At 59.7% G+C, this 12,722-nt stretch carries 14 protein-coding genes and 4 tRNA genes; 9 read left to right on the top strand and 9 right to left on the bottom strand.

Going from position 1 to position 12,722, the window contains the following annotated elements; translation table 11 throughout:
- Window positions 1-123 precede the first annotated feature (123 nt).
- From J4D25_RS21245 to J4D25_RS21230, 4 genes are all read left to right on the top strand, one after another.
- Window positions 124-199 (top strand) — tRNA-Asn (locus J4D25_RS21245).
- A gap of 9 nt (window positions 200-208) precedes the next feature.
- Window positions 209-285 (top strand) — tRNA-Pro (locus J4D25_RS21240).
- 5 nt (window positions 286-290) lie between these two features.
- Window positions 291-366 (top strand) — tRNA-Lys (locus J4D25_RS21235).
- 95 nt (window positions 367-461) lie between these two features.
- Window positions 462-538 (top strand) — tRNA-Pro (locus tag J4D25_RS21230).
- Between the two features lie 176 nt (window positions 539-714).
- On the opposite strand, the gene J4D25_RS21225 is transcribed toward J4D25_RS21230, so the two are convergent.
- The 4 genes from J4D25_RS21225 to J4D25_RS21210 are packed head-to-tail and all read right to left on the bottom strand — an operon-like array spanning window position 715 to window position 3,451.
- Window positions 715-2,013, bottom strand: coding sequence for an NAD(P)/FAD-dependent oxidoreductase (locus tag J4D25_RS21225; RefSeq protein WP_057713254.1), 1,299 nt, complete (start codon window positions 2,011-2,013; stop codon window positions 715-717).
- A gap of 60 nt (window positions 2,014-2,073) precedes the next feature.
- Window positions 2,074-2,247, bottom strand: coding sequence for a DUF3094 domain-containing protein (locus J4D25_RS21220; protein WP_007970531.1), 174 nt, complete (start codon window positions 2,245-2,247; stop codon window positions 2,074-2,076).
- A gap of 53 nt (window positions 2,248-2,300) precedes the next feature.
- Window positions 2,301-2,828 carry an MOSC domain-containing protein gene (locus tag J4D25_RS21215; protein ID WP_057713255.1) on the bottom strand — a complete coding sequence of 176 codons (528 nt, stop codon included), beginning with the start codon at window positions 2,826-2,828 and terminating at the stop codon, window positions 2,301-2,303.
- On the bottom strand, window positions 2,825-3,451 hold the full coding sequence (locus J4D25_RS21210) for a DUF1780 domain-containing protein (protein WP_007970534.1): 627 nt from the start codon (window positions 3,449-3,451) through the stop codon (window positions 2,825-2,827). The genes J4D25_RS21215 and J4D25_RS21210 overlap by 4 nt, the downstream gene beginning before the upstream one ends.
- A gap of 219 nt (window positions 3,452-3,670) precedes the next feature.
- Here J4D25_RS21210 and J4D25_RS21205 point away from each other — a divergent pair, with 219 nt between their 5' ends.
- Genes J4D25_RS21205 through J4D25_RS21195 form a run of 3 tightly spaced genes read left to right on the top strand, consistent with a single transcriptional unit; the run spans window position 3,671 to window position 7,523 of the window.
- Window positions 3,671-5,014: an aromatic acid/H+ symport family MFS transporter gene (locus J4D25_RS21205; protein WP_057713256.1), complete on the top strand. Its 1,344-nt coding sequence runs from the start codon at window positions 3,671-3,673 to the stop codon at window positions 5,012-5,014.
- A gap of 3 nt (window positions 5,015-5,017) precedes the next feature.
- Window positions 5,018-6,238: a benzoate/H(+) symporter BenE family transporter gene (locus J4D25_RS21200; protein WP_057713257.1), complete on the top strand. Its 1,221-nt coding sequence runs from the start codon at window positions 5,018-5,020 to the stop codon at window positions 6,236-6,238.
- A gap of 16 nt (window positions 6,239-6,254) precedes the next feature.
- Entirely contained in the window at window positions 6,255-7,523 is a 1,269-nt protein-coding gene (locus tag J4D25_RS21195) for an OprD family porin (protein ID WP_057713258.1), read from the top strand.
- A 9-nt stretch (window positions 7,524-7,532) separates the two neighbouring features.
- On the opposite strand, the gene J4D25_RS21190 is transcribed toward J4D25_RS21195, so the two are convergent.
- Window positions 7,533-7,775, bottom strand: coding sequence for a DUF2790 domain-containing protein (locus J4D25_RS21190; protein WP_057713259.1), 243 nt, complete (start codon window positions 7,773-7,775; stop codon window positions 7,533-7,535).
- Window positions 7,776-7,896: 121 nt separating this feature from the next.
- Between J4D25_RS21190 and J4D25_RS21185 the strand changes: the two genes are divergently transcribed.
- Window positions 7,897-8,829, top strand: coding sequence for a LysR family transcriptional regulator (locus J4D25_RS21185; protein ID WP_057713260.1), 933 nt, complete (start codon window positions 7,897-7,899; stop codon window positions 8,827-8,829).
- Between the two features lie 71 nt (window positions 8,830-8,900).
- Window positions 8,901-9,590, top strand: coding sequence for an energy-coupling factor ABC transporter permease (locus J4D25_RS21180; protein WP_007990394.1), 690 nt, complete (start codon window positions 8,901-8,903; stop codon window positions 9,588-9,590).
- 35 nt (window positions 9,591-9,625) lie between these two features.
- Here J4D25_RS21180 and yacG read toward each other — a convergent pair whose 3' ends face one another.
- Genes yacG through J4D25_RS21160 form a run of 4 tightly spaced genes read right to left on the bottom strand, consistent with a single transcriptional unit; the run spans window position 9,626 to window position 12,534 of the window.
- Window positions 9,626-9,826, bottom strand: a complete 201-nt coding sequence (gene yacG, locus J4D25_RS21175; protein WP_007970539.1) for a DNA gyrase inhibitor YacG — start codon at window positions 9,824-9,826, stop codon at window positions 9,626-9,628.
- A complete protein-coding gene (gene coaE / locus J4D25_RS21170) occupies window positions 9,823-10,446 on the bottom strand; it encodes a dephospho-CoA kinase (RefSeq protein ID WP_057713261.1) in 624 nt (207 codons plus the stop codon). Before coaE ends, yacG begins: the two co-directional genes overlap by 4 nt.
- Window positions 10,443-11,315, bottom strand: a complete 873-nt coding sequence (locus J4D25_RS21165) for an A24 family peptidase (RefSeq protein ID WP_057713262.1) — start codon at window positions 11,313-11,315, stop codon at window positions 10,443-10,445. Before J4D25_RS21165 ends, coaE begins: the two co-directional genes overlap by 4 nt.
- Before the next feature lies 1 nt (window position 11,316).
- A complete protein-coding gene (locus J4D25_RS21160; protein WP_057713263.1) occupies window positions 11,317-12,534 on the bottom strand; it encodes a type II secretion system F family protein in 1,218 nt (405 codons plus the stop codon).
- Between the last annotated feature and the right edge of the window lie 188 nt (window positions 12,535-12,722).

The raw sequence follows: 12,722 nt of genomic DNA, 5'->3' as shown, positions 1-12,722 counted from the left end.
TAGGGGGTTGACAGAGGTGCTGAAGATTGTAGAATAGCGCGCCTCAGACACACGAACGCAGCGATGCGAACGGGTTGAAGAGAACGCAGTAAAGCTTCAAAGTTGTAAATTGAAATGTGTAGTTCCGTGATAGCTCAGTCGGTAGAGCAAATGACTGTTAATCATTGGGTCCCAGGTTCGAGTCCTGGTCACGGAGCCAATTTCAAACCGGGGTATAGCGCAGTCCGGTAGCGCGCCTGCTTTGGGAGCAGGATGTCAGGAGTTCGAATCCCCTTACCCCGACCATTTTTGGGTCGTTAGCTCAGTTGGTAGAGCAGTTGGCTTTTAACCAATTGGTCGTAGGTTCGAATCCCACACGACCCACCATTTTTGAAACCAGTTAGCGCTGGAATCGAATCTTAAGATCAGAGGCCAAAAGCGCTGATCGAAGAAGGCGCCTTTCAAAGGTGCCTTTTTTTTACCGGGGTATAGCGCAGTCCGGTAGCGCGCCTGCTTTGGGAGCAGGATGTCAGGAGTTCGAATCCCCTTACCCCGACCATATTAAAAATCCTTGTATCGAAAGATACGGGGATTTTTTTTGTCTGCAGGAAACTGAAGAACGCCGCAAACCAGTGTGAGAGCGAGCTTGCTCGCGATGACGGCCTGACATTCAACACATGTACTGAATGCCAGACCGCTATCGCGAGCAAGCTCGCTCCCACAGTGGTTGAGGTGTTAGTGCAACTTGAGCCTTGGCTCGGTGCCGCGTCCGATCTTGCTGCCCAGCATCAGCATCGCTGTGCGGAACGGCCCGTACAGCGCCATCTGGTGCATGCGGTACAGCGACACGTAGAACATCCGCGCCAGCCAGCCTTCGAGCATCACGCTGCCGGTGAGGTTGCCCATCAAGTTACCCACAGCCGAAAAACGCGACAGCGAGATCAGCGAGCCGTAGTCGGTGTACTTGTACTCCGGCAACGCCTTGCCTTCGATGCGCAGTTTCAACGATTTGGCCAGCAACGAAGCCTGTTGGTGAGCGGCCTGGGCGCGTGGCGGCACATTGCGGTCGCTACCCGGTTGCGGGCAGGCGGCGCAATCACCGAACGCGAAGATGTTTTCGTCACGGGTGGTTTGCAGGGTCGGCAGCACTTGCAGCTGATTGATGCGGTTGGTTTCCAGGCCATCGATGTCCTTGAGGAAACCCGGTGCGCGAATCCCCGCGGCCCAGACTTTCAGGCTGGCCTTGATTTCGTTGCCGTCGGCGGTGATCAGGCTGTCGGCCGTCACTTCGCTGACAGCGGCATTGGTCATGACGTTGACCCCGAGTTTCTCCAGGGTTTTATGCACAGGCCCGCCAATGCGCTCCGGCAGCGCCGGCAGCACCCGTGGACCGGCTTCGATCAGGGTGATGTGCATGTTTTCCGGTTTGATCCGGTCCAGACCATAGGCTGCCAATTCGTGGGCGGCGTTGTGCAGTTCTGCGGCCAGTTCGACCCCGGTGGCACCGGCGCCGACGATGGCCACGCTGATTTGCTCGATCGTGTCGGTCTGAGCGGCGTGCGCGCGCAAATAGTGATTGAGCAGTTGCTGGTGGAAACGCTCGGCCTGTTTGCGGGTGTCGAGGAACAGGCAGTGTTGCGCCGCGCCCTGGGTGCCGAAATCGTTGGTGGTACTGCCGACGGAAATCACCAGCGAGTCGTAAGGCACTTCGCGGGCCGGCACCAGCTCCAGACCGGCTTCGTCGTAGGTGGCGGCCAGCTGGATTTTTTTCTTCGCGCGATCGAGCCCGCTCATGCGCCCCAGCTGGAACTCGAAGTGGTTCCATTTGGCCTGGGCGACATAGTTGAGTTCGTCTTCGGAAGAGTTCAGGGAACCGGCCGCCACTTCGTGCAACAACGGTTTCCAGATGTGGGTCAGGTTCGCGTCGACCAGCATCACGCTGGCCGTACCGCGCTTGCCCAGAGTCTTACCCAGACGGGTAGCCAACTCCAGACCGCCGGCGCCGCCGCCGACAATGACAATACGATGGGACATGGGGATAACTCGCAAGGCTAAAGGAAATCGGTGCAATTACCCGAGCGAGCGCAAGGCAGCTCATAGCGTCAGGTAACTGATAAGTCGGCTCAACAGGCCCAGACCAATGGTCACTGCCAATACCAGTACAAGGAGCATCCACGGCCGGAAAGGCCGGCGCTCGACTTGGTGCTGGGACAACTGCAGGTACTCTTCGACATGCTTTTGGTCGTCGGGGTTCAGGCGGCTGGTCATATCGGGCCTCGTCAGGAGTAGACGTTGCTGAATGTGTAGAAGCTACAGTGTTTTTACCCAGGGTTGAACGCAGCATAGCCGCTGTCCGGAATGGGTTCGACGCTAACGATGTCGTCCAGGCGAATGATGCCACTTTGTAACACCCGGGCAGTGATTCCGCCATGTCCGCGCACGGCCTGAAAGGTGCCGATGCCCAGGTTGCTTTCCAGGCGCGCGCAGGGCTGGCACCAGCCGGTGGTTTCGAACGTTGCCTGGCCGATCCGGAAGCGGCGGCCCTTGAGGCTGAACAGATTGATGCCACTGATAACGAGATTGCGCCGCAGATCTTCAGGCCGGACCGGATGATCCTGTGCTCGCCCCATCAGTGAACTGATCACCGCCAGGTGCTCCCACTGAATCAGCGTTACCTGCCGCGCATTGCGCACGCCGGGGCGGGCGTGGTCGCCGGTCAGGCCGGCCTCCAGGCGCGCTTCCACGGCATCGAGTTCAAGCATCGCCGAACGTGATTGCGGGCGCACGCCGATCCAGCGTACACGACCCTGTTGTGGCACCTCGGCGATCAGCTCCTGCAGCGGGCTCACAGACTGATCCCGACGTCGAACACAATGCTGCGCCCCAGGTTGCTGCGCAAGAAGTCCGGCGCATCCGGGTGAGCGAACAGCACGCGGGCGAATGTCGGCCCAACCAATGACAGCGAGCGCCAGCCCTGGCGCAGGTATTCGGTCGGCGGCGGGAAATGGCTGTTGAGGTCCAGTACTTCGCGTTTGAGGCTGGCGAAGGCAATGATGTCCAGCTCACCCAGATCCATGCCGCGCTCTTTGTAGTTGTGCGCTTTTTTGCGCAAGGTCGGCGCCAATCGCAGCAAGAACTCGTTGGCGGGGATGCGTCGTGGCTTGGCCTCGCGGCGCACCAGTTGGCTCAGGGAAAACGCGCTGCGTCGGCGTTGTAATTCGTCGCGCCATTCATCGTTGAGGCGCCGGCCCTCGTCGAGCACGAAGAACACCTCGAAACTGGCATCGCGAAACAACACATCCGGCGGCTCCCCGGCGGGGGCGAACTCATCGGCGCGATAGGGAATGTTCAAGCCTTGCAGCAGGCGCTGGCAGACCCAACGCTCACGCTCCCACTTGCGGGCATTGGACAGGAACGCGTTGGCTTGCTCGGCCGCGATGGTCAGCAGGCGTAAGTAATCTGAGTCATCCATAGGCCCAAGCTTAGCGTTCAAATGTGATCGCAAAGAAGACAATTTGTCGGAGAGGGTCAATGCCTCCCGCTCCCATGCCCGTTTCAGGGCCCTGCACAAAATGGATAGTGATCTGCGCGCACTGGATATTGCCACGTATCGGGCGGCTCTACCCTCGGCTGTACGGACGTAAGCCGTGTTACCGCCGCTCTAAAAAAACAACAACAAGAGATATATGCCATGCGCAAGATCGACGTACATGAGGTTATCGACAACGCTCGTTTCAACCGCTTTCACTGGATGGTGCTGTTCTGGTGTGCCCTGATCATCATCTTCGACGGTTACGATCTGGTGATCTACGGCGTGGTCTTGCCGATGCTGATGAAAGAGTGGGGGCTCAGTCCTCTGCAAGCCGGTGCACTGGGCAGCTATGCACTGTTCGGCATGATGTTCGGTGCGCTGTTCTTCGGTCCGCTGTCGGACAGGATCGGTCGCAAAAAAGCCATCACGATCTGCGTGATGCTCTTCAGTGGCTTCACCGTACTCAATGGTTTCGCCCGAAACCCCACCGAGTTCGGCCTCTGTCGCTTCATTGCCGGGCTCGGCATTGGCGGCGTGATGCCTAACGTCGTGGCACTGATGAACGAGTACGCGCCGAAAAAAATCCGCAGCACTCTGGTCGCGATCATGTTCAGCGGTTACTCGGTGGGCGGCATGCTGTCCGCCGGACTGGGCATTGTGCTGATCCCGAGTTTCGGCTGGCAGTCGGTGTTTTACGTGGCGGTCCTGCCGTTGCTGTTGTTGCCGCTGATCATGTATTTCCTGCCCGAATCGGTGGGTTTCATGTTGCGTCAGGGGCGCAATGAAGAGGCGCGCAATATTCTTCAGCGCATCGATCCGGCCTACGTCGCGCAAACCTCTGATCAATTGCAGATGGCCGAAGTGAAAGGCACGGGCACCCCGGTGTTGCAGTTGTTCCGTGAAGGCCGTGCGCTGCGCACGCTGATGCTGTGGCTGGCGTTTTTCTGCTGCCTGTTGATGGTGTACGCGCTGAGTTCCTGGCTGCCGAAACTGATGGCCAACGCCGGTTACAGCCTGGGTTCGAGCCTGTCGTTCCTGCTGGTGTTGAACTTCGGGGCGATCTTCGGCGCGGTCGGTGGCGGGGTGCTGGGCGACAAACTCAATCTGCCGAGAGTGCTGGCGGTGTTTTTCGCCATGGCGGCGGTGTCGATCACGCTGTTGGGCTTCAACAGCCCGATGCCGGTGTTGTACTTGCTGATCGCCATTGCGGGTGCCACCACCATTGGCTCGCAGATTCTTTTGTACGCCTGTGCCGCGCAGTTTTACTCCATGACGATTCGGTCTACCGGTCTGGGCTGGGCGTCGGGCATTGGGCGCAACGGGGCCATCGTCGGTCCGCTGCTGGGTGGTGCCTTGCTCGGGATCAGCTTGCCCCTGCAACTGAACTTCATGGCGTTTGCCTTGCCCGGTGCGGTGGCGACCCTGGCCATGACCGTGTTCGCCATCAGCAGCCGACGTAGCGCCGCTGGCGTCAACCCAGCGTTGTCAGCGACCGGTGCCTGAATCATGAAAGCGTTTTTCCAGGACTTCTCGTTGTCAGCCGCCGTGGCTGGATTCATTGCCACGGTGATTTCCTACGCCGGCCCGTTGGTGATCATCTTTCAGGCGGCAGAAGCGGCACATCTTTCGCGGGAAGTGTTGTCGTCCTGGATCTGGGCGATCTCCATTGGCAGTGCCGTGCTCGGCATCGGTTTGAGCCTGCGCTACCGCGTTCCGGTGATCATCGCCTGGTCGGCGCCGGGCTCGGCGTTGCTGGTGACGCTGTTGCCGGACATCTCCATGGCAGAGGCCGTGGGGGCGTATCTGGTCAGCAGCCTGATCATTTTCGTGGTTGGCATCTCGGGCGCTTTCGACCGGATCATCAGCAAACTGCCCGCCGCCATCGCGGCGGCGATGCTGGCGGGGATCCTGTTCAGTTTCGGCACTGGCTTGTTCGTGTCGATGCAGCGCAAGCCGTTGCTGGTCCTGGCGATGTTTGCCTGCTACCTGATCTGCAAGCGTGTGATGCCGCGTTATGCGGTGATGATGGTGCTGCTGATGGGCTGTTCGATTGCCGCGTTCACCGGTGATTTGCATCGTGACGCGCTGGTGATCGGCCTGGCCACGCCGGTATGGATCACGCCCGAGTTCAGCCTGGGCGCGATCCTGAACATCGCCTTGCCGCTGGTGATGGTGGCGCTGACCGGTCAGTTCGTACCCGGCATGGCGGTGCTGCGCGCCAGTGGCTATCCGACGCCAGCGAGCCCGATCATCGCCAGTAGCGCGCTGGGCACCGCATTGCTGGCGCCGTTTGGTTGCCATGGGCTGAATCTGGCGGCGATCACCGCGGCGATCTGCACCGGTCGCGAAGCTCACGAAGATCCTCGCAAACGCTACGTGGCCGGGGTCGTCGGCGGCCTGTGCTACCTGCTGCTGGGGATCTTCGGCGCCACGCTGGTCTCGCTGTTTTCAGCGTTCCCCAAAGAGTTGATTGCGGCGCTGGCCGGGCTGGCCTTGTTCGCCGCCATTGCCGGCGCGTTGACCGGCGCGATGGCGGTACCGAGCGATCGCGAAGCCGCGCTGGTGACCTTTCTGGTCACGGCTTCGGGCATGTCGTTGTTCGGGTTGTCCGCGGCGTTCTGGGGGCTGATTTTCGGCATGGTCACCCATGTGCTGTTGGGCGCTCGTCGTACCGTTCCCCTTCGCAAATCCACTGCAACTGAAGTCCTTCAATCAGTCGATCAATAACAATAAGAGAAAAACGATGAAACAGATTCTCCCAACAACCGGTTCGGCGTTGTCCCTGGCTGTCGTCTCGGGTTTTTCCACGGGGGCGATGGCAGCTGAAACCGGCTTTATCGAAGACACCAGCGCAACGTTGCAGGCGCGCAATTACTACTTCAGCCGCGACTATTCCGACATCGTCGGCGCCAACCAGCAATCGAAGGCTGAAGAGTGGGCCCAGGGTTTCATCCTCAACGTGAAGTCAGGATACACCCAAGGCACCGTCGGGTTTGGGGTGGACGTCATCGGCTTGCTCGGTCTCAAGCTCGACAGTGCTCCGGACCGGACCAATACCGGTTTGTTGCCGGTGCAGGACGACGGCCGCGCGGCAGACAACTACAGCCGTCTGGAAGGCGCGTTGAAGATGCGCTACTCCAAAACCGAGCTGAAAGTCGGTGAGTTGCAACCCAACCTGCCGGTGTTGGCATTCAGCGATATTCGCCTGCTGCCACCCAGTTATCAGGGCGCAAGCATCACCTCCAACGAGATCAATGGCCTGACGCTGCAGGGTGGTCACTTGAGTTCAACCAGCCTGCGCAACGAGGCTGGCGACGAAAAGATGCAGGCGATGCTGGGTCACGTGCCGCAGCGTCAGGTCAGCAGTGACGGTTTCAATTTTGCCGGCGCTGATTATGCGTTCAATGACAAGCGCAGCTCGGTCAGCGCCTGGTACGGGCAACTGGAAGATATCTACAACCAGCGTTTTCTGGGCTTAAAGCACAGTGAGCCAGTGGGCAACTGGATCCTCGGCGCCAACCTCGGTTACTACGATTCGCGCGAAGACGGCAAAAAACTGCTGGGCAATATCGACAACCAGGCGTTCTTCTCGTTGCTGTCGGCCAAGCGTGGCGGCCATACGTTTTACGTCGGCTATCAGGGCATGTTCGGCGACAGCGCATTTCCACGGGTATTTGCCAACATCTCGCCGCTGGGCAACGAAGTGCCGACCTATGAGTTCGCCTTCACCGATGAACGTTCCTGGCAGGCGCGCTACGACTACGACTTCGCAGCGCTAGGCGTACCGGGGCTGACCAGTACCGTGCGCTACATCAGCGGCAACAATGTCGATACCGGCAAGGGCTATGGGGGCAAGGATCGCGAACGTGACCTGGACATCGGCTATGTGTTGCAGAGCGGCAGCCTCAAAGGTTTGGGCATTCGCGTGCGCAATGCGATGGCGCGTTCAAACTACCGCAGTGATATCGACGAGAACCGCTTGATCCTCAGCTACACGTGGACCTTGCTGTGAGCCCGGTGATCACAGGTTGCTGGTGCAATCACCCATGACGTTGTAGGTCACACGGTGGGTCTGGCCTTGATGATCGACATACTCCATGGTCGCCGGTACAACCCCGCACGCGGTCGCGGTGTCGGACACTGAAACCACCTTGGCGATGTCCAGTGGCTGCGCCGGGTTGTAAAGGACTGCGAGGGGCTCGTTGTCAGCGGCCATGGCCGAGGTGGCGATGACGGTCAGCAACAAGCTGATCAACGTTTTCATGTTGGCGTGCTCCGTGTCGGTTTTGATGTCTGAATTTTAGTCTTTGCCACCGACGGATAAAGAGGCGAACGGCGGATGCAGCCTTACATAAAACGTAACAGTCATCGCCCGAGGGGGGCTTATGGATGTGCTTAACAACTTGCGCGTATTCATCCGGGTGGTGGACTGCGCCAGTTTCACCGGGGCTGCCGATGCGCTGGATCTGTCGACCGCGCAGGTATCCCGATTGGTGGCGGATCTGGAGGAACATGTACAGGCGCGGCTGCTGCAACGCACCACGCGGCGCTTGAGCCTGACCGACGCCGGCGAGCGCTTCCTGCTGCGCAGCCGGCAAATCGTCGAAGCCATGGATGAGGCGACGGCCGAGGCCCGTGGCGCTCATATCAATCCGGCCGGACGCCTGCGGGTGCACAGCATGAACGGCCTGGGTGTGCTGCTCACGCCGTTGATCGCCCGCTACAGCGAGCTTTATCCCGATGTGGTGTTCGAGCTGACCTTGTCGCAGCGCAATCCCGATCCGCTGGAGGAGGGGCACGATGTGGTGATTTCGATCGCTCCGGAACTTGCCGATTCGCAAATGGTTGCGCAAGCCATCGGGCAGATCTACAGCGTGCCCTGTGCCTCCCCGGCCTATCTGCGACGCCGGGGTGTGCCGCAGCAGCCGCTGGCGCTGAGCGATCATCAGTGCCTGCGCATGCTCGACCCGCTGTACGGCGATCAATGGCTTTTCCAGGACCAGGACGGCGAGCACGCCGTCAGCCCGGCCAAGACCTTTCAGTGCAATGTTGCCGAGTCGATGGTCAAGGCTTCGGAGGCGGGCATGGGCATCAGCCTGCTGCCGTTCTACACCGCGACGCGGCCCTTGAGCGACGGTACTTTGCTGCGTGTGTTACCTGCATGGCGCCTGCGCGAGCGCAATGTGTATGCGCTGTATCCTTCGCGACGCTTTCTCGATGCCAAGGTCCGCACCTGGGTGGACTTTCTCAAGTCTGAGCTACCGAAGCTGTTCGCCGAACATGACGCGGTGATGAACGATCCGCGGCATTGGGCTTGAAGTCGAAGGGCATGCGGGCGGCAGTGTAGACTGAGTGCCTGTTGTTCTTCGCCTGGGAGGCGCACGTAGCCATGATCGGTGCAGAGTTGCTGTCATCGCAAACCCTTGCGGTCGGCTGGCTGATCTATGTGCCGGTGTTGATCTGGGCGATCTGTCGCGCGCCGTGGGTTGAACTGTTCACCGACAGCCGTCGTCAGCATCTGCTGTTTGGAACGGTGTTTGCGCTGTTTCTGTTGTGGCTGGTGCGGCGCGACTTTGATACCGGCGTGTCTTACCACTTCATCGGCATGACCGCAGTGACGCTACTGCTGGACTGGCCGTTGGCGCTGGTGGGTGGCCTGGTGGCGCAAACGGGGCTGGTGTTGCTCGGGCGACAGGACCTGGCGGCGGTCGGGGTCAATGGCGCGCTGTTGATTGCGTTGCCGGTGCTGGTCACCGAGTGCTGCGCCATTCTGGTGGAGAGGGCGCAGCCACGAAATCCCTTCGTGTATATCTTCGTTTCCGGATTTTTTGCCGCCGCGCTGTCGGCATTGCTGTGTCTGTTGCTTGCGCTTTGGTTGTTATGGTTCGACGAGCGTTTTGCCATGCCGTACTGGCTGGAAGATTTTGTCGGATATCTATGGCTGATCATTTTTCCCGAAGCGTTTATCAACGGCATGATCGTCAGTGCGCTGGTCGTGTTTTGTCCGGAGTGGCTTGAGACGTTCAACCGCACACGCTACCTCTCGGCTCCCTGGAAGGACGACGATCCCAAGTCCTGATCCGCATCAAAACCTGGAATCGCCCACTCGATGGATCAATGGCGCGGGTCGAAGTCACCGCTGAACATCTCGTCCTCGGCATCGGGTGCCACTGGAATCTTGTGTTCTTCGGACGCCCAGGCACCCAGGTCGATCAGTTTGCAGCGGTCGGAGCAGAATGGCCGGAATTTGCTCTCGGCGGTCCATTCCACGGGGGCGCCACAGGTTGGGCATTCGACGGTTGTTGGTTGGCTCATGACTGGCCTCCACGCAAAGAAAGATAAAAATGATGCAGGCGTTCGACCTCGCTGTGCAGCCAGGCAAGGTCGCGGTCGTTGACCACGACGTCGTCGGCATGGTTCACGCGATCCTGGCGGCTGGACTGGGCCTTGAGGATCGCCTGGACTTGCTGCTCGCTGGTCTGGTCACGTTGCAGGGTACGTTCGATCTGCAATTGTTCGGGCGCATCGATCACCAGCACCCGTTGGGTCATGGCGTATTGCCCGGACTCGATCAGCAGCGGCGAAACCAGAATCGCATAAGGCGATTTTGCCAGCGCCAGGTGGTGAGCGATTTCTTCGCCGATCAGCGGATGCAGGAGGGCCTCCAGCCAGCGGCGTTCTTCTGGCACTTCGAAGATCAATTTGCGTAGCGCGGCGCGGTCCAGTTGCCCGTCGGCCTGCAGCACGCCGGGGCCGAAGTGTTCGGCGATTTGTGCCAGTGCCGGGCGACCGGGTTCAACGACCCAGCGAGCGGCATGATCGGCGTCGACCACATGCACGCCCAGATCGATGAAGTGTTGGGCGGCCGCACTTTTGCCGCTACCGATGCCACCGGTCAGGCCGAGAATCCAGGGTTTTTCCACAGGGCTATTCATTTCAAACCGACAAACTGCCAATAGAGGTCGGTTATTTGACCACCCCAGAGCAACGCAATCCAGCCGGCAATGGCCAGATAGGGACCGAAAGGGATCGGCGTCGAGGTTTTTGCATTGCGCCAGCGCAGCAGCATCAGCCCGATAATGGCCCCCACCAGCGAGGACAGCAGGATGGTCAGCGGCAAAATCTGCCAGCCACCCCAGGCGCCCAGCATCGCCAGCAACTTGAAATCACCGTAGCCCATGCCGTCCTTGCCCGTGATCAGCTTGAACAGCCAGAACACCGACCACAGCAGGCTGTAGCCGGCTATCGCCCCCCAAAGCGCCTCGTGCAACGACACGAACAGGCCGAAACTGTTGACGATCAACCCCAGCCATATCAACGGCAGCACCAGTACGTCCGGCAATATCTGATGCTCGGCGTCGATCAGGCTCATCGCCAGCAAACCCCAGCTCAGGACCAGCATCAGGCAGGCGGGCCAACCGAAGCCGAAGTGCCAGGCAACAAACGCCGACAACAGGCCGCAGGCCAGTTCGGTCAACGGATAGCGGGGGCTGATCGCTGCCGCACAGGCTGAGCAGCGGCCGCGCAAAAACACATAACTGAGCAGCGGGATGTTTTCCCAGGCGCGGATTCGGTGACCGCAGTTCGGGCACTGGGAGTGGGGCAGCAACAGGTTGTAGGTCGGCAGCGGCGTTTCGCCTGGCAGCCCGAGAATGTCATGGGCCTGCTCGCGCCAGTCGCGTTCGAGCATTTTTGGCAGGCGCCAGATCACGACATTGAGGAAGCTGCCGACCAGCAGGCCGGTGATGCCTGCGAGAAGGACAAAGGCCAGCGCAGATTGAGTCAGGATTTCATTCAAGGGCATGTCAGATCGCTGAGCCAAGTTGGAAGATGGGCAGGTACATGGCAACTACCAGTCCACCGACGATAACACCCAGCACCACCATGATGAACGGCTCCATCAGGCTGGTGAGGTTATCGACCATGTTATCGACGTTGTCTTCGTAGAACCCCGCGACTTTGTCGAGCATAGCGTCCAGGGTGCCGGACTCTTCGCCGATTGCAGTCATTTGTATCGCCATGTTCGGAAATACGCCGCAGGTGCGCATGGCGAAATGCAATTGCATGCCGGTCGAGATGTCCTGCCGGATGCGCAGTACCGCGCGCTTGAACACGCTATTGCCGGTCGCACCGGCCACTGATTCCAGAGCCTCCACCAGCGGCACGCCGGCAGCGAAAGTGGTCGACAAAGTACGGGCGAACCGGGCCACGGCGGACTTGTGCATCAGGGTGCCCACCAGCGGCAGTTTCAGCAGCCAGGTGTCCATCCGGTCACGCAAGGCCGGGGATGTCCTGAGGGCGTGGCGTACACCGAAGGTCATCGTGATCAGCGTGCCAAGGACCACCCACCACCAGGCCTGCATGAATTGCGAGAGGCCAATGACCATCACGGTGAAGGCCGGCAGTTCGGCGCCAAAGCCTTTGAACACCGATTCGAACTGCGGCACGACATTGACCAGCAGAATCCCGGTGACAATCGTCGCGACGAACACCACCACCAGCGGGTAGGTCATGGCTTTCCTGATCCTGGCCTTGAGGCTTTCGCTTTTTTCCTTGTAGGTCGCGACTCGCTCCAAAAGGGTGTCCAGGGCACCGGCCTGCTCGCCGGCATCCACCAGGTTGCAATACAGCTCATCGAAGTACCGGGGCTTCTTGCGCAGGGCGGCGGCGAAGCTGCTGCCTGCAGCAACTTCCTGTTTCAGTTCGTCCACCAGCTTGCGCATGGCCGGATTGTCGAAGCCCTCGCCGATGATGTCGAAGGACTGCAACAACGGCACGCCGGCCTTCATCATCGTCGCCATTTGCCGGGTGAACAGGGCAATGTCCTGGGCCTTGATACGCTTGCCCATGCTGAAAACCGAATGGTTTTTTTTGCGAACCTTGCCCGGACTGATGCCTTGCTTGCGCAGTTTCGCCTTGATCAGCGCCGGGTTTTGAGCGCTGAGTTCGCCGGTCACTTTTGTGCCTTTGCGGTCGATGCCTTCCCATGCATACACGCTGATTTTCGCTGCCTTGACCGCCATGTTCAGTCCTGGGTATTCCGATTGAATTGCTCTTATAGCCTAGTCAAAGGATGGGGCCAAACCCGCAAGGGTGATGTGACAAAAAACGTCAGATAGTACTGATCTTGGTAGTAAGTAAGGGCTTTGCGAACACCACGCCCCCGGTCAACAGGGGCTTCTGGCTTTGGCACAGGCTGTGCTGCCATGGG

Source organism: Pseudomonas sp. GW456-L13 (genome assembly GCF_017350115.1).
GTDB lineage: Bacteria > Pseudomonadota > Gammaproteobacteria > Pseudomonadales > Pseudomonadaceae > Aquipseudomonas > Aquipseudomonas jessenii.
This window is presented reverse-complemented; position numbering and strand designations above follow the sequence as displayed.